At 45.3% G+C, this 21,555-nt stretch carries 15 protein-coding genes; 12 read left to right on the forward strand and 3 right to left on the reverse strand.

What is annotated here, in order from left to right:
* Positions 1-329: 329 nt before the first annotated feature.
* A complete protein-coding gene (gene abc-f / locus A5867_RS05685; RefSeq protein WP_087627071.1) occupies positions 330-1,799 on the forward strand; it encodes a ribosomal protection-like ABC-F family protein in 1,470 nt (489 codons plus the stop codon).
* A 156-nt stretch (positions 1,800-1,955) separates the two neighbouring features.
* Here the strand turns inward: abc-f and A5867_RS05690 are convergent, their stop codons facing one another.
* From A5867_RS05690 to A5867_RS05700, 3 genes are all read right to left on the reverse strand, one after another.
* Positions 1,956-3,101 carry a monovalent cation:proton antiporter-2 (CPA2) family protein gene (locus A5867_RS05690; RefSeq protein WP_060791741.1) on the reverse strand — a complete coding sequence of 382 codons (1,146 nt, stop codon included), beginning with the start codon at positions 3,099-3,101 and terminating at the stop codon, positions 1,956-1,958.
* 204 nt (positions 3,102-3,305) lie between these two features.
* Positions 3,306-4,103, reverse strand: coding sequence for an alpha/beta hydrolase (locus A5867_RS05695; protein WP_087627072.1), 798 nt, complete (start codon positions 4,101-4,103; stop codon positions 3,306-3,308).
* The gene (locus A5867_RS05700) at positions 4,100-5,677 is read right to left on the reverse strand and encodes a PucR family transcriptional regulator (RefSeq protein ID WP_005225373.1); all 1,578 of its coding nucleotides are present in this window, start codon (positions 5,675-5,677) and stop codon (positions 4,100-4,102) included. The genes A5867_RS05695 and A5867_RS05700 overlap by 4 nt, the downstream gene beginning before the upstream one ends.
* Before the next feature lie 116 nt (positions 5,678-5,793).
* On the opposite strand from A5867_RS05700, the gene fdrA reads away from it, so the two are divergent.
* The 11 genes from fdrA (at position 5,794) to A5867_RS05760 (ending at position 21,484) form a co-directional block, all read left to right on the forward strand.
* The gene (gene fdrA, locus A5867_RS05705; protein WP_087627073.1) at positions 5,794-8,802 is read left to right on the forward strand and encodes a DUF1116 domain-containing protein; all 3,009 of its coding nucleotides are present in this window, start codon (positions 5,794-5,796) and stop codon (positions 8,800-8,802) included.
* Positions 8,792-9,613, forward strand: coding sequence for a DUF2877 domain-containing protein (locus A5867_RS05710; protein ID WP_087627074.1), 822 nt, complete (start codon positions 8,792-8,794; stop codon positions 9,611-9,613). Before fdrA ends, A5867_RS05710 begins: the two co-directional genes overlap by 11 nt.
* 15 nt (positions 9,614-9,628) lie before the next feature.
* Positions 9,629-10,879 carry an MFS transporter gene (locus tag A5867_RS05715; protein WP_005225376.1) on the forward strand — a complete coding sequence of 417 codons (1,251 nt, stop codon included), beginning with the start codon at positions 9,629-9,631 and terminating at the stop codon, positions 10,877-10,879.
* Complete coding sequence (arcC, locus tag A5867_RS05720) at positions 10,876-11,808, forward strand: carbamate kinase (RefSeq protein WP_008379201.1); 933 nt, start codon at positions 10,876-10,878, stop codon at positions 11,806-11,808. Before A5867_RS05715 ends, arcC begins: the two co-directional genes overlap by 4 nt.
* A gap of 13 nt (positions 11,809-11,821) precedes the next feature.
* Positions 11,822-13,039 carry a dicarboxylate/amino acid:cation symporter gene (locus tag A5867_RS05725; protein WP_087627075.1) on the forward strand — a complete coding sequence of 406 codons (1,218 nt, stop codon included), beginning with the start codon at positions 11,822-11,824 and terminating at the stop codon, positions 13,037-13,039.
* Positions 13,040-13,087: 48 nt separating this feature from the next.
* On the forward strand, positions 13,088-14,149 hold the full coding sequence (gene allD / locus A5867_RS05730; RefSeq protein ID WP_087627076.1) for an ureidoglycolate dehydrogenase: 1,062 nt from the start codon (positions 13,088-13,090) through the stop codon (positions 14,147-14,149).
* 226 nt (positions 14,150-14,375) lie between these two features.
* Entirely contained in the window at positions 14,376-14,858 is a 483-nt protein-coding gene (ssb, locus tag A5867_RS05735) for a single-stranded DNA-binding protein (RefSeq protein ID WP_087627077.1), read from the forward strand.
* 293 nt (positions 14,859-15,151) lie between these two features.
* Entirely contained in the window at positions 15,152-15,862 is a 711-nt protein-coding gene (locus A5867_RS05745; RefSeq protein WP_087627079.1) for a gamma-glutamyl-gamma-aminobutyrate hydrolase family protein, read from the forward strand.
* A 28-nt stretch (positions 15,863-15,890) separates the two neighbouring features.
* Positions 15,891-17,534 carry a peptide ABC transporter substrate-binding protein gene (locus A5867_RS05750; RefSeq protein ID WP_087627080.1) on the forward strand — a complete coding sequence of 548 codons (1,644 nt, stop codon included), beginning with the start codon at positions 15,891-15,893 and terminating at the stop codon, positions 17,532-17,534.
* 463 nt (positions 17,535-17,997) lie between these two features.
* Positions 17,998-19,752: an ABC transporter ATP-binding protein gene (locus A5867_RS05755; protein ID WP_087627081.1), complete on the forward strand. Its 1,755-nt coding sequence runs from the start codon at positions 17,998-18,000 to the stop codon at positions 19,750-19,752.
* The gene (locus tag A5867_RS05760) at positions 19,736-21,484 is read left to right on the forward strand and encodes an ABC transporter ATP-binding protein (RefSeq protein WP_087627082.1); all 1,749 of its coding nucleotides are present in this window, start codon (positions 19,736-19,738) and stop codon (positions 21,482-21,484) included. The genes A5867_RS05755 and A5867_RS05760 overlap by 17 nt, the downstream gene beginning before the upstream one ends.
* Positions 21,485-21,555: the final 71 nt, after the last annotated feature.

Here is a 21,555-nt window from a genome sequence, read left to right on the forward strand (position 1 = left end):
CTTTTTTGAAAACGTGCTACGATTGATTCGTTGATAGACGAAAGAAGCTTCCTGAAATACCGTAAACGGTAAACAGTATCGGCTGATTTTCCGCTCGTCATTCAATAGACAACTACGACAAAAAGAGGAGGAAAAAACATGACAGCATCGATGAAATTGTGGATTGACCTTTTGAATAGCTAATTTAAATCTATTTCAAAAGTCTAGGCAATCGTGATTTCAAGGGATGAGTGTCCTCTTTTTTCCAATTTCTTATTAAAATCAGGGTATAGCGGTAGGCTATGCCCTTTTTTTGTGCTTGCGTTTTCCTAGACGGGAAGGACAGACTGATGGAACAATTAAGTGTAAAAATAAACAATCTAATCAAAAATTATGGGTCCAAAGAAGTACTGAACATTGAAGAACTGAGCGCCTATCAAACGGATCGTATCGGGATCGTGGGAGCAAACGGGCAAGGCAAGTCTACCTTGCTGAAGTTGATTGCGGGAGTGGTCGATCCTGATTCAGGAACGATCCAAAAAGAAAATTCGTTTCACTATTTCCCGCAAATCGCTGAGGTGACTGAAAAGACGGAGGCCCTTGACTGGGCGCTGTTCGGTCGTTTTTCGATCCCAACAAATGAATTGGCGACACTAAGCGGCGGGGAGGAGACCAAATACCGGTTGGCACAAACGTTATCTTCCTATCAGTTAGGACTTTTGCTCGATGAGCCAACGACCCACTTGGACCAGCAAGGAATTCAAGTCTTGATTGATGAACTGCAGTATCATTATGGCACCCTGATCGTGGTCAGTCATGATCGGTATCTATTGAATCAGCTGGCAACGAAAATCTGGGAAGTCGATCAAGGAAAAGTCACCGAGTATTCTGGCAATTATGACAGTTACCGACAGCAAAAAGAGCAAGCGGCACAGCGTGTTGCCTGGGAGGCTGCGCAGTATCAGCAACAAAAACAGCAGTTGACCCAAGCAATCCAAAAGAAAAAAGAACAAGCGATCAAGAGCAGTCGTATTTCTGAAAAAAAGCGACAGCAGAACATCCGACCAGACCGTTTGTCGTCATCAAAACAAAAAGACACGGTGCAAAAGTCATTGCAAAAAACAGTCAAAGCCATGGAAAGCCGCTTGGATCAGTTGGAAGAAGTGAAGGGCGTCGCCCGGCAGCAGGTGATTTGTTTTCCAGTAGTCCCTGCAGTGGAGCTGCATAATAAACGACCGATTCGTGGGGAGCAAGTAACCATTCAAAGAGGGGCGAAACGTTTGCTAGACAGCAGCAGTTTCCAGTTTGCTGCCGGGAAGAAAATCGCTATCGTGGGTCCGAACGGTTCGGGAAAGTCGACTTTACTAAAAGAAATCATCGCAGGCGGAGAGGGAATCTATGTATCACCGAAAATCGTCTTTGCGGTCTACGAGCAAATGGGCTATCGAAAAAACAGCACCACACCGCTTTTGACGGAATTGATGGCTCAAACAGACTATCAGGAACCACTGGTCCGCAGTATTTTACACAATCTGGGATTTAGCCAGATTGACGTGATGAAGCCAGTCAATGTGCTAAGCGGCGGAGAAGCGACACGGGTCGAGCTCGCACGCATCTTTACTCAACCTGCCAATGTCTTGATACTTGATGAACCGACGAACTTTATTGATCTGCCGACAATCACCGTCTTGGAACAATTGATTCGCAGCTATCGAGGCATGGTTTTGTTCACATCTCACGATCAAGCGTTTATCGATGCCGTCGCGGATGACGTGTATCAAATCGATCATGGAAAATTAACATTGGTTTCCAGTAACTAGCAGCATTGTCGCTTTTATAACTGTATAAAGAAAAACAGCGCGGGAAAGGAAGCGACCGCCCAACGTTCGATCAACAATCGGCCGTTGAGCGGTCACTACAAAACCCGTGCTGTTTTTTTCGCAATCATCGGTATCGCCTAGCTGTTGCTACATCGCTTAATAAATCTTTTTCGTAAAGTATTTTAAGATCAGGGGAGAGATCAAGGTACTCAACAAGACAACGATCACCAAAGGGGAATACAATGCGGACGAAATCAATTGGTTTTGTTGACCAATCTGCAAAATGATCAATGCCATTTCACCTCGGGAAATCATTCCAGCTCCCACCATCCAAGCACTGTTGTTCGAGAATTTCGCGATTTTCGCCCCGACATAGCCGCCGACCAGTTTGGTCAAGATCGCGACCACGGTAAAGGCAAGAATAAAGAATAATTGCTCATTTAAGCGGGAAAAATCAACTTCTAAGCCAACGCTGACAAAGAACACCGGAATGAAGACGGCGTAACCTAATGCTTCGACACTGTGTTCCACTTCCTCACGAACCTTCGTTTGACTGACAGCGATCCCTGCGAAGAAGGCACCAATGACCGAGCTTAACCCAACGAGGTCAGCAAGATACGCCATTCCTAAGCAGATGATCAGTGACATGATGATCACCGCGGAATTTGCAAATAGCTTTTCTGCAAGTGCCAATAAGAACGGAGCGATCCATTTCACCAATAGAAAAATCAACACAAAATAAATCAATTCTACCAATAAGGTGACCGGCAGTGGTGTTGCTTGGCTGCTTTCGCCGCCTAAAAAGGAAAGGCTAAGACTCAAAACCAACACGACCAAAATATCATCCACGACGGAAGCACCAAGAATCGTCGACCCTTCTTTCGTATTCACCACATTCAACTCTTTCAATACTTCGACAGAAATACTGACTGAGGTGGCAGCTAATACGATCCCGAAAAAGAACGCTTCTGTGGGACTGCTTTGAAAACCGACCCCCGTGGCATACCCGAAGAGCATAGGGAACACGATCCCCAAAAGGGCAACGAGCATCCCTGGACGAAAATAGCGTTTCAATAAAGAAATATCACTTTCCAATCCCGCTAAAAACATCAGCAAAATAACACCAATCTCTGAAAAATCATGAACCAGAATATCTGGATGGACCCAATTGAGTCCTGCGCCTCCTAATAAAACCCCCGCTAACAACTGCCCGATGACAGCAGGAACGCCCATCCGTCTCGCCAGATGCGAGAAGAGGGTCGTCGTGATTAGGATCAAACACAAAATCCCGACAAAATGCATAAAACCTCATCCTTCTTTCCTATAACATACTCCCCTTTAGTATAGCATTCTCTCTTGAATTGAGCCTGTATCAAGCCTTTTTTTATTAAAAGAGTTTCATTAAACCACACGTTTTTTGAGATAAGGAGGAAGCGAAGGCAATCAGAGTTTTTCTGTGCACTCGTCGAAATAAAAAAACATTATTTTCACTTTACTTGTATCAAATTATTGTTTGAGCCAACGGGCGAGCTGCTGAAACACCATTTGGACTTGCGGCTCCTCGACGTTTTTCAAAAAGTCGTGGGGCAAATCATAGACAGGGACAAATTTGCTTTTAGGCACTTTCTTCAAGCCTTTGCTGTAACGAAAAGGAACTTCCTCATCGGTACTGCTGGCACTGCTGAAAATTGGAGGAAATTGAGCAAGCAGCTCAGGATCAATGGCATAGTCAGAAAGAGCTTCAGCTGTTAGACCATAGATCGTGGTGAGTTCTTGCTGTTGAACCCAATAAACATAAGGCAAATAGCGCTGAAACTGCGGATCATCCCAAACGATCTCGGTTTGATCCAAAGAAGGGACTTGCTCTTTGCTTAAGAGCGGCTGCTGCAAGACTCGTTTGTTTTCAATAAAAGAAAGATCGGTATACCCATAAAAATTGACCAGTTTTTCAGGCAATCTCTGTTGTTCCTTCAGTAATTGCTGGGTCAGCGCCAGCATCAAATAACCGCCAGCTGAGCGTCCGCAGAAACAAAACGGGTTATCTTTAAGCACAGTTGCTTGCAATTCTTGAAAATTTTGCCAGTTCAGCGCCAAAATCTCCGCTAACGAGGAATTGGGCGCCAGTAAATAATCGACTGTGAGGATGCTGTATTGCTGCTCTTGAAATAGTGCGATCAGTGATGCGGGAATGTCTTGACGGGTTCCATAAACAAAACCGCCGCCGTGAAAGTAAATCACGTATTTCTCCGAAGCAGGATAAAGGGACACCGAAGCACCGGTGGTCAATTGCCATTCTTTTTTCATTTTGCTTGACTCCTTTTCTGAAGCTCTAATAAATAGGTGCCGATCTCGTAATTGACTAATTGGATCGGACTTGTCAGATCGATCTCTAGTAACTGTTCGATTTTGCTTAGCCGATAACGAATCGTTTTGGCATGAAGAAACAAGGTTTCAGCCGTATTTTTGTAATTGCGATTCGTGATAAAAAAGGTATACAGCGTTTTGAACAGCTCTTCATTTTCTTCCGAGAGTTGATACAGCTTCGGGGGAATGCTTTGCTGCAGCTTTTCCAGTTGGTTCTCCTTGATAAAGGAACTAAAGATACCTAAGTCGCTATAGGCAATGATCGGCGCCAAATAAAACTGCCGATTGAAGCGGATCGCATCCAAACACTCTGGCAGGATCTCTTTGATCTGTTCCTTGCGCAAGACTTCGCTGACCACCAAGCAGCCATGTTCATCGGCTAACAGGGCATCATCAAAATGTGTCTGCAGCATCTGTTTCGTCACCTGATGGGCGATCGATTGGAAATTATAGAGGATCACCAAATAATTGTGGTGTTCAAAAAAGACGTGGGGTGTTTTCAACGCCCGTAGCTTGTGCAAAACGACGGACTTACGCTCCTTATCTTTAAAGCTGTTGGAAGCAAAGGCAATGCCTTGGTAGAAATCGTAGCGATCCAGTTGCGCTTCTTCTAACAAAAGATCCAGCTCAGCCAAATTACTAGGAGTGTTTTGTAAGATCGCATCGGCAAGATTGTTCATGCGATTGTAGCGTTCTTTCTTCAACAAATACTCCATTTGGAGGCGTTCATAAATGACGTCGATCACATTTTCAATGATCATGACTTTTGCCTCAGGGATCTGCGAATCTTTCTGATAAACGATCAAGGTACACAGATCATTGTAAGGATTGATGATCTCTACTTTTATGGCAGTCACATATTGATTGTTCTCATGAGAAAATAATTCCAAATATTCGTAGTGGTTCTTGGTAAACTCGATGGTTTTCATGGGTTCTTGTTTGGTCACCACGAAATTCTTAAAGGATTGACCGACGGACACATGCACATCTAAATGGGGGATGCGCAACGAACAAGGCTTTTCAATCAATTGATAGAACTCCTGCATGATCTGATCGAAAGAAGAGTGGTTGCGCTCAACTTTCATGAAGCGCTGGCGAACTTCGTAATAGGTACGCAGCAGCTGGGTTTGGTGATTTAGCAATGGTTCGTAAACCGCTAGCATGATGGCTTCATAGCTGACTTCTTGCTGCACTTTGATCAAAGGGATCTGATAAGCAAAGCTAAGCTCGATCACCCAATCTGGGATCATAGGGATCAAGCGATCCACTTTGATCACTAAACCGCTGACACCGATTTGCTGCATTTTTTCAAAAAAAACACGCAGTTCCTCAGGGGATTGGTCTTTGAAGGCATAAAAAGAAGTCAAAATCAATTGATGGGCTTTGCTCCATTTCTCGATGTCCATCGCTTCCAGCACCATGACGGAACCGACGGAATTTGTTAAACCAATGGAGCCAGTCAGGACTTTACTTTTTTCAAAAAGCGGCAGTTCAACCAATTCTTTTAATTTCATAAAATGCTCCTTTTTTCTCTTTTGGATAAAAAGTATAGCATTTTTTTAGAACTTTATCCAATGAAAACGCAAACAAGGCTCGTTAGAATGAGAGTGTAAGAAAAGGAGGAGAACAAATGCTGCACACAGTAATCTTAAAGAATAACTACCAAGATTCCATTAACTTAATGCTGCTGACGAATACGATCAATGATCTAGGCGATGTCGAAATGAGTCAAATCATGATGGGGACGGATGCAAACAAAGACATATTAAATAACACTGGCTTGCTTTCTGAAGAGGCTGAAGGTGCTTCACCCAACGATATGATGATTGTAGTCGATAGCCAAAACGAACAGATCATGGATCAAGTAATGCCAGCGATCGATTCATTTTTAGCTGATCTTTCAGCAAAAGATCAAGGCAAAGAAACGCCAGCGGCGGCTTCATGGCAAGAAGCCTTGAGCGCAATGCCGGATGCCAATGTTGCATTATTTAGTATTCCTGGGGAATATGGCGCAGCCGAGATGGAAAAAGCCTTGAAAAATGACTTGCATGTTTTCTCGTTTACGGACAATGTTGCTATCGAAGATGAAGTGCGTTTGAAAAAGCTGGCTCATGAAAAAGGTTTATTGATGATGGGGCCTGACTGTGGGACCGGTATTATTTCCAGCATTCCGATTGCCTTCACGAATGTCGTGGCACCAGGAAACATCGGCGTCGTTGGTGCCTCTGGTACGGGGATTCAAGAAGTGACGACGATCATTGACCGATTAGGCGGTGGTGTCGTTCATGCCATCGGGACCGGCGGACGTGACTTAAGCGACAAAGTTGGGGCGATCACTGTCAAAGATGCCATCGTTGCTTTAGAAAATCATGAACCGACAGATGTGATTTGCGTGATCTCGAAACCACCTGCAAAAGAAGTGCGGGATGAAGTCGTTCAATTGCTGCAAAGTATCAGCAAACCAGTGGTAGCGATTTTCTTAGGAGAAAAACCAGAAGCCCATGAAGGAAAAGTCTATTTGGCACATACTCTGGAAGAAACAGCGCGCATCGCTGTTGATCTTGCCAATGAAGAACCCGTCAAAGCGAACTATTTTGAACGCGTGGCAACCCCAGATGTGCCCAAACTCGCTGAAGACAAAGTGGTCAAAGGTCTTTATTCTGGCGGTACATTAGCTGCCGAAGCAGGAATGCTGATCTCCGAAGCCTTGAATCTAGAAGGCCTTGTAAAACAAGAAGGCTATATCTTGCATTCCCACGGCTATGATGTGATCGACCTTGGTGATGATATCTATACCCAAGGCAAACCGCACCCAATGATCGATCCTGAAGTGCGCATCAAAAAAATCGAAGACTATGCGCAAGATGAGCAAACCGGGGTCATTTTATTTGATGTGGTGTTAGGTTACGGCGCACATGCAGATATGGTAGGTGCACTGTTACCAGCCATCGAAGCTGCACAGCAAACAGCCCAAGCAGCTGATCGCGCGCTATACTTTGTTGCTACCGTCTGCGGAACTGAAAAAGATCCGCAAAACTATCAAGAAGCAGTCAACCGTTTGAAAGCAGCTGGCGTCTATGTGGCACCAAGCAATGATCAAGCAGTGCAATTAGCCCTCGCCTTAAAAGGGGCGACTCTTTCTGAAGCAGACAAAGCGGTCAATGACTATACTGGTAGCAAAGTTGAGGTGCCGACAGTTAGCGAGAAAGTGATGGAGCTGTTGACCACCAAACCACGGATCATCAATGTTGGCTTGCAAAGCTTCAATGAATCGATCCTGCAATATGGCGGGAAAACAGAACAATTTAACTGGCGTCCTCGTGCCAACGGCAACAAGAAAATGATCCGTATTTTAGACGCGTTAGAAGAATTTGACGAAAAAATCGCAGCTGAAAATCAAGCAGTGACGGATAAAATCAAAAATGCCCAACCATTCTTGATTGATGTCGTTCCAGCTAAATCAGTGATCGCTGAATTAAACGAAAGCCAGAAAACCTTGCTGCATGCAGGACCGCCGATCCAATGGTCGGAAATGACGGGACCGATGCAAGGGTCTTGTATCGGCGCTGCCTTGTTTGAACGCTGGGCGAAAGATGAAGACGAAGCCCGCCGCTTACTCGAAAGTGGGGAAGTCCGCTTTATGCCATGTCACCATGTCCAGGCAGTTGGACCAATGGGGGGAATCACTTCTGGGAATATGCCTGTCTTTGTGGTTGAAAACCGCCTTGTCGGCAACAAAGCCTACTGTATTTTGAACGAAGGGATCGGTAAAGTCTTACGATTTGGTGCCTATTCACAAGAAGTCATTGATCGTTTGGATTGGATCAAAGACGTCTTAGGACCAACCATTGCCAAGGCATTACAATTAACAGAAGAAGGCATCAACTTGAATGTATTGATTGCCCGGTCGATCACAATGGGGGATGAATTCCATCAGCGAAATATTGCAGCATCATTGAACTTTTTGAAAGAGATCGCGCCGTTGATCATCCAAACAGAAATCGATGAAAAGCAAAAATATGAAGTGATCAAGTTCTTAGCAGATACCGATCAATTCTTCTTGAATATCATGATGGCAACCGGCAAAGCCATCGTTGACGGTGCCCGTGTCGATGCCAAAGGAACGATCGTGACCACCATGACGAGAAACGGTGTTAACTTTGGGGTTCGTGTCGCTCAAACAGAAGACCAATGGCATACTGCACCAGTCAATACGCCGAAAGGTTTGTACTTTACTGGGTTTACCGAAGCAGATGGCAATCCTGATATTGGAGACAGTGCCATTACTGAAACCGTCGGCGTCGGAGCAATGGCGATGGTAGCCGCACCAGGGGTAACACGCTTTGTCGGCGCTGGGGGCTTTGAGGATGCGCTGGAAACTTCCAACGAAATGGCAAAAATCTGTTTCGGTCATAATCCGACCTTCTCGATCCCAACATGGGACTTCCAAGGGACTTGTTTGGGGATCGACATCCGCAAAGTCGTTGAAACAGGCATCACCCCAATCATTAATACTGGGATCGCCCATAAAGAAGCAGGTGTCGGTCAAGTCGGCGCAGGCACGGTGCGTGCACCGTTAGGCTGTTTTGAAAATGCCTTGACGGCTTATGCGAAGGATCTGGGGATCGATGTTGACTGAGAAAATTAAAATCAGTGATTATCTAGACCCACTGCAACGATTCGGTAGTACCGGTCGGGTGCATAGCGTGTTTGATCGTTCATTCAATGTGATGATCGGGCAGCAGCTGGTCAATATCAACAACTATCGCAACTATTTAACTGGCTTCGGCGTCTTTTTACCCGATGCATTGTTTGAACAAGTCTTGCCTTTGATCGAAGTCGGCAATCGCGTGCAAGTCCGAGAGCATGGTCTGACCTTTTACAGCACAAAAGGAACATTTTCTCTTTCATTAGAGGAGAAAGAATTGGTTTCGCTGCAGGTGAAGGAGTTATCCTTCACCTCTGCGGAATTGCAGCTTTTGAAAGAAATACTGCTTCAGCAAGAACTAGAAACCAAGATTGGGTTGCCAGAAGATGAGAAAACCCAAGCAGTGTTTGCGGCATTGCGGCAGCCTGTCTCAGATTGGGAACCAATCATTGACCACCTGATTGGCCGCGGCAAAGGATTGACACCTAGCGGCGATGATCTTCTCGTTGCCTATCAAGCGATGCTCTATGCCTTGCAACAGCCAGAAGCCGACGCGTTAGCACAAGCATTGGCAAAACCGCTGTCTACGACGGATGTCAGCCTTGCTTATATTCAAAGTGCCAGTCAAGGGTATGTCAATTCGGTAATGCTGCAATTATTCCAAGACGTAAAAAGTAAAAACCCGCAGGTGCTGGAAAACGATGTGCAGCAGCTGATGTCCATCGGTCATTCGTCAGGCAAAGATCTTAGCTTTGGGTTGTTGTTAGCGTTGGAGTCATTGTCACTTGAGGAGAAAGAATAGAAAAGGGGAGAAATCATGGAAATCAGTAACCAGAAAGATGCGGTCAAAGTAAGCAATTCTTACTGGAAAAAAGTCGTTGCTATTTTCTTTGTCGGCTGGATTTTAATGTACGCCACACGGACGATCTTCAATCCAATCATGGGTGTGATCGGTGAAGAATTCAATTTAAGTAACACACAACTAGGACTTGCCAATAGTATTTTCTTTTTGACTTATGCCGTTGCGCAAATTCCTTTTGGGATCATCGGCGACAAAATCGGTCGCAAATTAGTGATCGCTCTAGGCTTTGTTTTATTGGCGGTGACTACGTACTTCAGTGGGCTAGCCACAAGCTTTGTTTTGTTTTTAGTGATTCGTGCCATTGCAGGGATTGGTCAAGGTGCCTATTACGGTCCGCAATACGCATTGTCTACCGAAGCGATTCCCGACAACAAACGAACCGTCGGAAATGCCATTATCAACAGTGGGATGGCGTTTGGAACGTCTGGTGGGTACTTGCTTTCTAGTAAATTAGTCTTGGATAACGGGGGCCATTGGAGCCAACCCTTCTTCCTAATGGCAATTCCGACCTTGATCGTCGGTGTCTTGTTCTATTTTGTTTTGAAAGAAAAAGTGATTCGTCCAGAAGATGAAGGACAAGAAATAAAAGAAGAAGGGCCGAAAGAAAAGATTTCCTTGAAGCAGATTTTTTCAAACCGCAATCTCGTGGCAGCCTTTGTTCTATGCTTTACCAGCATTTATGCAAACTTTGTGATCATTACTTGGCTGCCGCAATTCTTGATTGCCGAGCGTGGTTTTGAAGGGGCGAGTGTCGGCTTTATTGCTTCCTTAGTCCCATGGGCATCAATTCCAGGTGCGTTGATTTTTGCTCGATTGAATGATAAAACAGGCGCAACGAAAAAATTAGTCTATTTATTGGTCCCATTGGCGACCCTTTCCGTATTTGCCATTGCCTTTGTAACGGATCGTACCTTATTGATCACTGTTTTGATTTTGTATGGATTGACTGGCAAGCTGGCGCTTGATCCAATCGTCGTGACCTTTGTGACGAAAAACGCACCAAAAGGCGCCTTAGGAACGACTTTGAGTGCCTATAACTTTATCGGGATGTCGGGGTCGATCTTAGCACCTTATGTTACTGGCTTTTTAGCCGATTCTTTAGGATCGATGCAGGTCGGGTTTTACCTGTCTTGTCTATTACTGCTGATCGGATTAGGTGTTTTTGCCGTATTAGCAAAGGAAAATCAGAAGGAGAGCATAAAATGAGTTTGAATGTGATCGCGTTAGGCGGCAATGCTATTTTAGATAAAGACCCTAGTGATGAAGGACAAAAAGCAGTTGTTGCGCAAGCAGCACGTTATATTGCCGATTTTGTCGAAAAAGGGGAAAAAGTCATTGTTTGTCACGGCAATGGACCACAAGTCGGCAACTTACTGTTGCAGCAAAAAGCAGGGGAAAGTGAAAAAAATCCTCAATTGAAATTAGACAGCTGCGTGGCGATGACCCAAGGAAGTATCGGATATTGGCTGCAAAATGCCTTGATCAATGAGTTTGCCACACGACAAGCGCATCCATCGGTGATCTCATTAGTCACCCAAGTTCGTGTCGATCCAGCAGATCCATCCTTTGAGAAACCTTCCAAACCAGTCGGACCTTTTTATAGTGAAGAGGAAGCCAATGCTGCGATGGCAGCCAATGGCGGGGTATATCAAGAAGATGCTGGGCGTGGTTACCGGAAAGTGGTTCCATCCCCGAAACCGCAAGAAATCGTTGAAAAAGAAGCCATCAAAACATTGGTCGATGCTGGTGTGATCACGATTTGCGCCGGTGGTGGTGGCGTACCTGTCGTTCGCAACGACAATGGGTTTACTGGCGTGGAAGCCGTCAACGACAAAGACTTTACCGCTAGTGTCTTAGCAAAAGACGTGCAGGCCGATCGCCTGATCATTTTGACTGGTGTCGACAATATCTATATCAATTACAACCAGCCGAATCAGCAAGCCCTAGGGGAAATCAGTGTGGCACAAGCCAAGGGCTACATCGAGGAAGGCCATTTTGCAGCGGGTAGTATGTTGCCAAAAATAGAAGCTGCGATTGATTTTGTCGAAGAAGATGCAGCCAGAACCGCGATTATTACCTCAATCGAAAAGTTAGCTGAACTGGATCAGCATACAGGAACCATACTTCGAAAATAAAGAGGGGATCAAAGTGAAAGCAAAAAAACTACCGATGGTGACGCAGATCGTTATTGCCGTTCTTCTAGGGATTCTTTGCGGTTTGTTCTTTGGGCAAGCCGCTTCGTTCCTAAAAATTTTGGGCGATCTTTTCTTGCGTCTGATGCAAATGGCGATCCCATTATTGATCGTTGGACAAATCATTCAAGCAGTTGGGGGGATTGCCCCGAAAGAACTCACTCGTTTGGGTGGAAAAACGATCGCTGTCTTTGGGATTTCCTCCTTATTCGCTGCTGCATGGGGCGTGCTGATGGCGCTCTTCTTTGCTCCAGGCAAAGGGATCGACTTTTCACAAGCTGCCGGCGAACCTCTGCAAGCACAAGAAATTTCTATATCAGAGACAGTGATCAACTTTATTCCCACGAATATTTTCGATGCGTTGAGTAAAGGGTCAATTATTCAAATCATCGTTTTTGGGTTATTTTTTGGTGTTGCCCTCAATCGCTTTATGCAAAAGAAACCTGAGTCAGCTCTTTATGGGCTGATCGTGGATCTGAATGAGGTCGTCATTGCCATCATTCGTTACGTGATGATCGTGGGACCAATCGGTATTTTTGCTTTGATCGCTTCAACGATCAGCTCCCTGGGCTTGCAGATCATTTTGCCATTAGGCAGCTATTTGCTTGTCTACGGTCTAGCCACCGTCACGTTCCTTGGGCTGTGGCTAGTCTTGTTGACCGTGTATTGTCGGATCAATCCGTTACGATTGATCAAAAATATGAAAAATATGTCGGTCATGGCATTGGCGACAACCTCCTCTGCCATCACGCTGCCGATCGCTATGGAAGAATCCCAGAATAAATTAGGACTCAGTAGCCGCATCACCAATTTGGTATTGCCGTTAGGGATGTCTTTGAACAGCAATGGGTCAGCGATGCATATGGCGATTACAGTCATGACGATCGCCCAAATGTATCAAATCAACTTTGACGGGATCCAAATGGTGACGGTGGCTGTAACTGCGACTTTCGTTTCTTTAGCCAATGCAGTTGTTCCCGGAGCGGGGTTAGTTTCCTTGGCAATCATTGTTCCCCAGCTCGGTTTACCAATCGAAAGCATTGCGCTATTTGCTGGTGTCGAATGGTTTGTTGGCATGTTGCGGACGATCTTGAACGTGAACTCAGACGTCTATTCAGCGCTTTTGATCGCTAAATCAGCTGATGAACTCGATCATCGCGTGTTTAATCAATAAGAGAAGCCGTTGCCAAGCGTGCTTCTCTTTTTCTAAGGAGGAAAAAAGATGGAAGAAATGAGCAGACGTTCTCTGCTGGAATTAGAAGCATTGATGAAAAAGAAACTCTTGGCTGCTGGTTTGCCAGAAGCCGCGGCCAGTGAAACAGCGGCGCATTTGACCTTTGCGGATGCGTGCGGGATCCATTCTCATGGTGCCGTGCGGATGGACTACTATGCCGAGCGCTTAGTAAAAGGCGGCATCACGCTAGAACCAAACATGTCTTTTGAAAAAACAGGCGCCGCTACCGGAATTTTTCACGGAGATAACGGCATGGGGCATTATGTGTGCAACGAAGCGATTGCGATCGCCATTCATCTGGCGAAAGAAGCAGGGATCGCTGCAGTAGGAATCGAGCAGACCAGCCATAGCGGGACGATGGCGTATTACGTCAAACAGGCTGCTGAAGCCGACTTAGTGGCGATCGCCATGTGTCAATCGGATCCGATGGCGGTGCCTTTTGGTGGGACCGAAAACTATTTTGGTACCAATCCAATTGCGTTTGCAGCACCACGAGCCAACCATCCACCGGTGGTTTTTGATATGGCGACAACGGTTCAAGCGTGGGGCAAAATTTTGGACGCTCGCTCGAAGAAACAGCAGATCCCCGATACTTGGGCAGTAGACGAGCATGGCTTGCCTACCACCGATCCCTATGCAGTCCAAGGATTATTGCCCATCGCTGGTGCTAAAGGATATGGCTTGATGATGATGGTGGATATTTTAGCTGGCTCAATGCTAGGCTTGGCTTTTGGTAAACAGGTCACCTCCATGTATGCGGACTTGACGGAAAAACGCCGCTTAGGACAATTCCTTCTTGTGATCGATCCATCTCGTTTTACGGACACCAAAACCTTCAAGCAAAGCATCGATCAGATGGTGACTGAGCTGCATGCAATCCCGCCAGTAGAAGGGCAATCACAAGTCTACTATCCTGGAGAGATCAGCCAAATACACTTTGAAAAAGCCCAGCAAGAAGGGGTCATGATCCCCAAAGCGATCATCGATTATCTCGAAAGCGAAACCCTCCATTTTGATCGCTATGGGAGTCAAGATTCCTTTGCTAAATAAAGATCTGCAGAAGACGGTTGGTTCATAGGGGATTGAACCAACTTTTTTTTGCTGTGTGGAGCAAAGAGAATTTTTCCGTCAAAAAATCGCAGCTTTTTGACAGGAGCAGACGAATTCTTTGAGTTGGTTCATTTTTTTCAAAGCATTTCTTAAGCCATTCGCCCTTTGATTGCTTGTTTTTTGGAATATGGTAGAATAGGTCGCATAAGTTTAGATCACTCAAGAAATGAGAGAAAAGCGAGGATGCAACGTGGCAATGAATAAAGTGGTTCTTACTGGGAAAATCGCAGCGATGCCTAGTAAAGAAGCGTTTGATGCGGCGGACGATCAGGGCGTACGTTTTGATCTTGTCATTGTGTCTCAATGGCAAAACAGTGAAGAAGTGCACCATGAATGGTTTGCTTGCGTCATTCATGGAAAGCAGGCAGAGACCTTTTTACGGTATACTCAAAAAGGGGCAAGTATTAAAATCAATGGACACTTGCAAGGCTGTCCTTATGAAACACCAGAAGGTCAGAGACTTTGTGCGGCAGAAGTGGTGGTGGATAGCTTCCAAATCTTAGAGTTGGCAGAAGAACCAGCGGCGCCTTTTCCTAAAAAGCGGCCATCGACACTTGATGAAACAACGCAAACAAAGTCGATTCGTAATGAAAAAGATCCCCTAAAAACACAGATGCTGGAGTTTTTAAAAGACAATCGATTATTTTAATGACGAAACATGCGGAAGGCAACGCCTTCTCGCATGTTTTTTTACGTAGAGAAAGCATTGGCAAAATTCAACTATATCTGACTAGCGGTGTTCTTTATTGCGAATCAAAGAGGCGGTTAAATAGAATGGTGATTGTAATAAATGATCGCGAAAGTGAAAATAGTGTTTCACAAAAAGTGCTGATTGGTTTAGAATAGTTGAAACATATCTTGAGGGAAAAAGCGGCGCTTGCCTTGTTCAACTGCTAGATGTCGCTTTTTTCTGAAAAAATCGTTAATCAAGGAGGGATGTCGATGGGCAAACCAATTATAGGGATCGCTGCGAATGAAGTGCAAGATGCTGGCGATGTGCTGCATCATTTGCCGATCGCCTACACACCATTAGGGTATGTGCGAGCGATCCAGCAAGCGGGCGGACTGCCATTGCTCTTGCCAATCAGTGAGCCAGCTGCAGCCAAGGACTATGTTTCACAGATCGATAAACTGGTATTAGCTGGTGGACAAGATGTTTCACCCAAGTTTTATGGGCAGGAGGACCATCAGGCAACTGGAAGCGGCTTTTTGGCACGGGATGAGTTTGAACTAGCGCTGATCGATGAAGCGCTGCTGCAAAAGAAACCAATTTTTGCGGTTTGTCGGGGGATGCAGCTGGTCAACGTGGCCTTTGGGGGCACGCTGCAGCAAGACATCAGTACCTTCAGTGAGATCATTCATATGCAGGCACCGATTCCGAAAGAAGTGCCGACCCATGCCATCGCGACGGCTGAAAAAAGCATGTTGGCTCGTGTATACGGTCAAAAAACAAAGGTCAATTCCTTTCATCATCAAGCGGTGGATCGATTGGCTCGTCCATTGCAAAAGACAGCTTGGAGTCCTGATGGCATCATTGAAGGCATTGAACATGTGGATCAGCGCTTGTTGGCGGTTCAATGGCATCCAGACTTTGCCTATGATGCGCTTTTACAAGAACAAGCGGTTTTCAAGTATGTCGTTGATGTGTTGTAAGAAAGAGGGTCACGCAAGGAGGAGAAAAATGAAAAAGAAAATGATTGGTATCACTGCTTTCACAGTATTGGTTTTAAGTGCCTGCAGTACCACGAGTCCCACGACGGATTCTGGATCGCAAGAGGAGCAAGGCGCTGTTGCGCAAGAGATTCAAGTGTCAACCGCGGGCGCCTTATCAACCCTTGATAGCGGGCAATACACGGATGTCAACAGTTCCGATATGATCGGACAAGTGGCAGAAGGGTTATACCGTCTGGATCAAGAGGGGGATCCTGAGCTTGCGATGGCTGCTGAAGAGCCTACGGTATCAGAAGATGGACTGGTTTATACCTTCACCATTCGTGATGCAACATGGAGCAATGGCGATCCTGTTACAGCGGATGATTTTGTCTACGCCTTTCAATATGTTGCCAATCCAGAGAACGGTTCTAGCAGCAGCAATCAAATGGATGTGTTGAAAAATGGCAGTCAAGTACGTCAAGGAGATGCTGAGGTCAGTGAGTTAGGTGCCAAAGCATTGGACCAGCAGACGTTAGAGCTGACATTGGCAAGTCCGATCTCGTATTTGGATCAGATTCTGGTCGGGACACCTTTTATGCCAAAAAATCAAGCGTTTGCTGAAGAAAAAGGTGCCGATTATGGGTTATCAGCGGAAAATTTTGTTGGCAACGGCCCATTCTTGATCGAAGGGTGGAACGGAACCAATGAATCATGGACGTTAACGAAAAATCCTGATTATTGGGATGCTGAGAATGTCCAATTGACCAAGATCGACGTGCAAGTAGTGAAGGAAACGGCAACTGGTGTCAGCCTTTTTGAAACAGGAGAACTGGACTACACCACCTTAACGGATACGTACGCGCAGCAATACCAAAACTCAGCTCAAGCCAACTATGTGCCGAAGGCGCTGGTGGGGTATTTAAGTGCCAACCAAAAACGAGAAGTCACAGGCAATGTCAAGGTACGTCAGGCGATTTTACAAGCCATCGACAAAGAGGCATTTGCTGAAAATATCTTAGGCGATGGATCTACTGCATTGAACGGCTTTGTGCCAAGCAACTTTGCCAAAGATCCTGAAACAGACCAAGATTTTCGTGAAGAAAATGGCGATTTACTGCCGTATGATCTAACAGCCGCACAAGCGCTTTGGGCACAAGCCAAAGAAGAGTTGGGACAAGACGAGATCACTTTGGAACTGTTGTCAGCAGATACAGCAGCAGCCAAGAAAACCATCGAATTTGTCCAAGGACAGTTAGAAACCAATTTGCCTGGATTAACCATCGATGCCAAGTCGATTCCTTTACAAAACCGCTTGGACTTGCAATCCCAAGGTGAATTTGATCTCGTCTTCGGGACTTGGACACCAGATTACGCGGACCCGATCAACTTCTTAGAATTTTATGATTCGACAGGTGGCTTGAATACCTCTGGGTATGCTAGTGAAAGGTACGACCAAGGGTTACAAGAAGCACGGACGACTTTAGCAAACGACCCAGCTGCCCGTTGGGACTTATTGAAAGAACTCGAGAAACAATTGATCGTTGAAGATACAGCCGTCTTGCCGTTATATCAAGGAGCGGTAGCGTATTTGAAAACAGATCGTTTGCAAGGGGTGCAAGTGTTTCCTTTTGGACGAACAGTATCCTATCGTCTAGCATCTGTCTCAGAATAAACAAGAAGTAAGAAAACAGAGGAACTTTTTTTCAACCAAGTGTGCTGACCAAACAACGCTTGTTGAAGAGAGGGGCATCTGTTTTTTTATTTTGCCAAATTCCTTGCAGCGCTTAGGATAAATCGAGAATTCGTTTTCAAAAAATAGTTGTTAAAAAGCGAGAAATTGAGAAACGCCTTTTTAGAAAAGTCAATCTTTTTGAAAAAAAATTAATAAAAGTTGTTGCATTCTCAGAAACTTATCTGTAAAGTGTTAGGTGTAGTCAGCAAAAATAAAAAGAGAAGGAGGGATTACGATGCAAAAAGTATTTGATAAAAAAACAACCAAATTGAATAAAGTGAATCCCTCATTCGGTAACCATTAGTGTACAGATAATGTCTATAATAACGACGTTTATGCTCTGTCCTTTTTCCGAAGGGACAGAGCTTTTTTGTGTACTTTTTTAGAATGTGAGGGATAAAACATGAAGTATGTATTAAAACAATTAACAACGTATTTTAAAGAACATAAGGTGCGCTATACCTTTGTATTCGTCTTTATGGTGATCGCTAGTGCGATGTATGTCGCACCGATCTATATTCTGCGCTTGTTCATCGATGCGTTGATTCAAGATAATTTTGATTACTCCGTATTGATCCAATATGTGAGCCTCTTCGCGGGAGCTATCTTGTTAGGATATTTGGCGGAATTTGTTTGGACGTTTAATTTATTTATTGGTTCCTACGATTTGCAAAAACAATTACGGGAACAATTGATGAGCCACTTTCTCAAAATGGGGGCGCCGTTTTACCATCGTTTCCGAACAGGTGATTTAATGACTCGTTCCAGTGACGATGTCCAAGTGATGGGGATGACCGTTGGGTATGGTCTGATGGTTTTCTTAAATACTAGTTTGTATCTAAGTTTTATCGTAGCGATGATGGCTGGGACGGTTTCTTGGCTACTGACCTTGATTGCCTTGATTCCAATGCCGCTTTTAGCCTATTACATTTTCAAATGGGGCTCGCAAGTCGATAAGGCGTTTACGGAAGCGCAGAATTCTGTTTCTGAGATGAACAGTGAAGTGCTGGAGATCATTGATGGCATTCGGGTCGTCCGAGCTTATGGACTAGAAGGAGCCACCACGGAACAGTTTCGAAAGAAAACACTGGAAACACGAGCGAAAAACAATATCGTTTCTGAGATCGATTCCCGTTTTGGGCCGCTGATTACCATCATCTTAGCGATCAGTTTCGTGATGAGCTTTGGTGTGGGGGCGTTTCTTGTTGCCAACCAAACGATCACTATCGGTGCGATGGTCTCTTTCCAAGTGTACTTGACTATGGTCGTTTGGCCGATGATCTCAGCAGGAGATCTTGTGAATGTGATGCAGCAAGGTGCCGCATCCTGGCGTCGGATCAATGAAGTGCTGCAGACGGGGGATGAATTAGAAACGCCAGGTGAAGCCGACCTGCAAGCCATCAATACGATCCGTTTTGAAGCATACCATTTCCAATACCCGCAAGCAGCTCGTTATGTGTTAGAAGGACTGGATTTGACGATCACTCGTGGAGAAGTCTTAGGGATCGTTGGGAAGACCGGCAGCGGAAAAACGACGCTGCTAAGACAATTCGGTCACCGCTATCCATACTCTGATCAAGTCCCCTTGATCAACGAGCAGCCGTTGACGGCCTATCAAACAACAGCAGTGCGCAACCACTTTGCAGAAGTACCGCAAGAACATACCTTGTTTTCACGAACGATTCGCGAGAACTTGTTATTCGGACAACCAGACGCTTCCGAAGAAGTATTGTGGGAAGCACTGGAAGCTGCTTGCTTTAGCGAAGACATCAAGCGGATGCCAGAAGGGCTCGAAACGGTCGTCGGTGAGAAAGGCGTTTCCCTTTCTGGTGGACAAAAACAACGCTTGTCCTTAGCACGGGCGTTTTTACGAAACAGTGAAGTCCTCTTACTGGATGATGCCCTTTCGGCAGTTGATGCCAAAACGGAACAAGCCATCATCACGAATTTGAAAACGATGAAGCAGGCACCGACCTCCATCATCGTGACCCATCGATTGTCCGCCATCACCGAAGCGGATCAAATCATCGTCTTAGAAGACGGACGGATCACACAGCGTGGTACCCATCAGGAGTTGATCGAAACGCCAGGCTGGTACCAAGAGCAGTATTATCATCAACAGTTAAAGGAGGACGATACGAGTGTTCTCAACGATTAAACGTTTGCTCACGTATTTGAGCTATTATAAAAAACAATTTACCGTGGGTGCGATCTTGCTGTTGCTGGCTGCAGCGCTCGAACTGACTTCACCACTGATTGCCAAGCAGCTGATCGACCGAGTGATGACACCAGCGGTTAACAGTAGCAATTTAGACACGATGCTTTTGATCCAATTGCTCGCTGGGTATTTGCTGGTCAATTTGATTGGTTCCCTCTTTCGTTATATCAGCTTGTTGCAATTGCGAAAAATGTCCAACAGTATCGTCAAAAAAATGCGGGATCAGCTTTTTGACCATATGCATAAATTACCCGTTTCTTACTTTGACCAGATCCCAGCAGGTAAAGTCGTTGCACGAATCACGAATGACACCGAAGTCTTGCGGTCGAATTTCTACGTGATCGTGATCAGTAATTTGTTAAGCAACATCATCCAAATCATTGGTGCGTTTATTGCATTGTTTCTTTTGAACCGCACCTTAGGAGCAGCGATGCTGATTTTGATCCCGATTTTAGGAATCTGGCAGCATTTTTATACCAAATATGCTTCTCGTTACAATTTAGCAATGCGGGAGTACATCTCACAAATCAGTGGGCAGTTGAATGAATTTGTCCAAGGAATGGCGATCATCCAAGCCTTCCAACGAGAAAATCAGTTGCAGAAAGAATTTAATGAAACAGTAGAGAAATGGTTCAAAACTGGACGTAAATACCTCTTGCTCGATTCAAGTATCGCTTGGGGATTAGGCAACTTGTTGCGAAATTCAACGATCTTGATTTTGATCACGACCTTGGCCGCCTTTTTCCTTGATGGCCGCTTGGCGATCTCAGCAGGCTTGCTGTATGCCTTTATTGATTACATCAACCGCCTGTATGATCCCATCGAAGGGCTTGTCCAAACCATCACCAATGTGCAGCAATCATTAGCTGCTGGACAGCGGGTCTTTGAGTTTGCTGATCAGCCGGTTGAAAAACAACAAAGTGAGCAGCTGACTGTCACGAATGGCGATGTTTCTTTCCAACAAGTGACCTTTGGCTACGACCCTGAGCAAGCGATCTTGCACGATATCAACTTTGACGTTGCAGCAGGAGAGACCATTGCTTTAGTTGGTCATACTGGTTCTGGAAAATCGAGTATTTTGAACCTGTTGTTCCGTTTTTATGATCCGCAGCACGGAAAAATCGTTGTGGATGGACAAGTGATCGCTGATTATGATCGTCATAGTTTAAGAGATTCAATGGCGATCGTCATGCAAGATCCCTATCTATTTACCGGAACGATCGCCAGCAACATCGGGATGAACGATCCAACGATCACCGAAGCGATGATTATCGATGCCTTGAAGCAAGTCGGCGCTGACTACCTTTTGAGCCGCTACGAAAAAGGCATCCATCATCCAGTCGTTGAAAAAGGCAATGAGTTTTCTAGTGGAGAACGCCAGCTGATCAGTTTCGCCCGTGCGCTGGTGTTTGATCCAAAAATCTTGATTCTGGATGAAGCGACGAGCCATGTGGACACTGAAACAGAGTCCATCATTCAAAAGGCGATGACCGTCTTGCAAAAAGGACGGACGACCTTCATGATCGCTCACCGTTTGTCAACGATCAAACAAGCCGATCAAATCTTGGTCCTAGACCAAGGGAAGATCGTGGAACGGGGAACCCATGCGAGTCTTGTCCAAGGGCAAGGAATCTATCAGCAAATGTATCAAATGCAGGCAGAGCAGCTGTAATCAGCGGTGATTGCCGACAACGTTAACCGTAAAAGAAAATCCTTGAGCCTCCTGCATGGGAAGTGGCTCAA

Source organism: Enterococcus sp. 6D12_DIV0197 (assembly GCF_002174385.1).
In the GTDB taxonomy this organism is placed as follows: domain Bacteria; phylum Bacillota; class Bacilli; order Lactobacillales; family Enterococcaceae; genus Enterococcus_D; species Enterococcus_D casseliflavus.

Bases quoted from the DNA above. Each gene is read 5' to 3' on its own strand.
- allD (WP_087627076.1), top strand. From the start codon at position 13,088: ATGGAAGAAATGAGCAGACGTTCTCTGCTGGAATTAGAAGCATTGATG.
- abc-f (WP_087627071.1), top strand. From the start codon at position 330: ATGGAACAATTAAGTGTAAAAATAAACAATCTAATCAAAAATTATGGG.
- A5867_RS05745 (WP_087627079.1), top strand. From the start codon at position 15,152: ATGGGCAAACCAATTATAGGGATCGCTGCGAATGAAGTGCAAGATGCT.
- fdrA (WP_087627073.1), top strand. From the start codon at position 5,794: ATGCTGCACACAGTAATCTTAAAGAATAACTACCAAGATTCCATTAAC.
- A5867_RS05715 (WP_005225376.1), top strand. From the start codon at position 9,629: ATGGAAATCAGTAACCAGAAAGATGCGGTCAAAGTAAGCAATTCTTAC.
- A5867_RS05690 (WP_060791741.1), bottom strand. From the start codon at position 3,101: ATGCATTTTGTCGGGATTTTGTGTTTGATCCTAATCACGACGACCCTC.
- A5867_RS05750 (WP_087627080.1), top strand. From the start codon at position 15,891: ATGAAAAAGAAAATGATTGGTATCACTGCTTTCACAGTATTGGTTTTA.
- A5867_RS05695 (WP_087627072.1), bottom strand. From the start codon at position 4,103: ATGAAAAAAGAATGGCAATTGACCACCGGTGCTTCGGTGTCCCTTTAT.
- ssb (WP_087627077.1), top strand. From the start codon at position 14,376: ATGAGAGAAAAGCGAGGATGCAACGTGGCAATGAATAAAGTGGTTCTT.
- A5867_RS05700 (WP_005225373.1), bottom strand. From the start codon at position 5,677: ATGAAATTAAAAGAATTGGTTGAACTGCCGCTTTTTGAAAAAAGTAAA.
- A5867_RS05755 (WP_087627081.1), top strand. From the start codon at position 17,998: ATGAAGTATGTATTAAAACAATTAACAACGTATTTTAAAGAACATAAG.
- arcC (WP_008379201.1), top strand. From the start codon at position 10,876: ATGAGTTTGAATGTGATCGCGTTAGGCGGCAATGCTATTTTAGATAAA.
- A5867_RS05710 (WP_087627074.1), top strand. From the start codon at position 8,792: ATGTTGACTGAGAAAATTAAAATCAGTGATTATCTAGACCCACTGCAA.